Genomic DNA, 1,112 nt, shown 5'->3' with positions numbered 1-1,112 from the left:
ATGATTTATCAACAATTAGCAGCTTAAAGTGTGAGAATTATGCTGGGTCATTAAACTTTTAATTTAAATAGAAGAAAATCGTCTCTTTCTTTCTGATAAATAAAGCTGGTGATTAAAAGCAAAACTTAAATTAAATAGTTCAAAATCTATTTTTGATTGTATAATGGGTATACACGGTACACAGACAGAGTTATGATTAAATCATTTAAACATAAAGGCCTTAGAAAGTATTTTGAAACTGGAAATACTTCAGGTATTCAATCAAAACATGCAGTTAGGTTACGTACCCAGCTTTCAGTATTAGATACGATTAAAAGCCCTGATGAAATTAATATAGTTAGTTGGAGATTGCATGCTTTGACTGGTAATTTAAAAGGCTACTGGTCTATAACAGTTAATGCAAATTGGCGTATCACTTTTAGATTTGAAGGTGAAAATGTTTATGAAGTTGATTACTTAGATTATCACTAGGAGTAATAAAATGAGAATGTACAATCCACCTCACCCAGGTCTTGTTATTAGAGAGTATTTAGATGATGTTACTGTTTCAGATGCAGCAAAACATTTAGGCATTACTAGGACTTCTTTATCAAGAATACTCAATGGCAAAACAGGTATATCACCTTTAATGGCTATTAAACTTGAAAAAGCATTTGGGGGAATAACAGCTGAGTCTTGGTTAGCGATGCAAGCAAAATATGACTTATGGCAAGAAGAGCAAAGTTACGATGATACAGTTATACCATTTGAATTTGCTTAGTTTAATGATTGTGTTGACTCAAACTTACTAATTAATTCTAGGTTCTTTACCTTGTCATTTGCTACTTGTTATACATGTATAACAAGTAGCAAGGAGCTGATAATGTTAGCAATACGATTACCTGACGAAATAGATAACCGCTTGAAAGATTTGGCGGAAAAGACGGGGCGTACAAAGTCTTTTTACGCAAGAGAAGCAATCTTAAAACACTTAGATGATTTAGAAGATATCTATCTTGCTGAAAGGGAGTTAGAACTGATTAAGGCTGGCAAGTCTAAAACTTACTCAGCTGAAGAGGTAGGGAAAGCGCTTTTAAAACGAGCCTGTAAATAATTTTGTGTAACTTCCTTTA

At 33.0% G+C, this 1,112-nt stretch carries 3 protein-coding genes; all 3 read left to right on the top strand.

Annotated elements, in window-relative coordinates; genetic code table 11:
• Window positions 1-192 precede the first annotated feature (192 nt).
• Window positions 193-471 (top strand): type II toxin-antitoxin system RelE/ParE family toxin, encoded by a 279-nt coding sequence (locus tag HMPREF3144_RS11485; protein WP_048769327.1) that lies wholly within the window; start codon window positions 193-195, stop codon window positions 469-471.
• Between the two features lie 10 nt (window positions 472-481).
• Window positions 482-760, top strand: a complete 279-nt coding sequence (locus tag HMPREF3144_RS08855; protein WP_018027458.1) for a HigA family addiction module antitoxin — start codon at window positions 482-484, stop codon at window positions 758-760.
• A 102-nt stretch (window positions 761-862) separates the two neighbouring features.
• The gene (locus tag HMPREF3144_RS08850; protein WP_070477506.1) at window positions 863-1,093 is read left to right on the top strand and encodes a type II toxin-antitoxin system RelB family antitoxin; all 231 of its coding nucleotides are present in this window, start codon (window positions 863-865) and stop codon (window positions 1,091-1,093) included.
• Window positions 1,094-1,112 lie beyond the last annotated feature (19 nt).

This window comes from Oligella sp. HMSC05A10, from assembly GCF_001808335.1.
In the GTDB taxonomy this organism is placed as follows: domain Bacteria; phylum Pseudomonadota; class Gammaproteobacteria; order Burkholderiales; family Burkholderiaceae_B; genus Oligella; species Oligella urethralis.
This window is presented reverse-complemented; position numbering and strand designations above follow the sequence as displayed.

Bases quoted from the DNA above. Each gene is read 5' to 3' on its own strand.
- HMPREF3144_RS08855 (WP_018027458.1), top strand. From the start codon at position 482: ATGAGAATGTACAATCCACCTCACCCAGGTCTTGTTATTAGAGAGTAT.
- HMPREF3144_RS08850 (WP_070477506.1), top strand. From the start codon at position 863: ATGTTAGCAATACGATTACCTGACGAAATAGATAACCGCTTGAAAGAT.
- HMPREF3144_RS11485 (WP_048769327.1), top strand. From the start codon at position 193: ATGATTAAATCATTTAAACATAAAGGCCTTAGAAAGTATTTTGAAACT.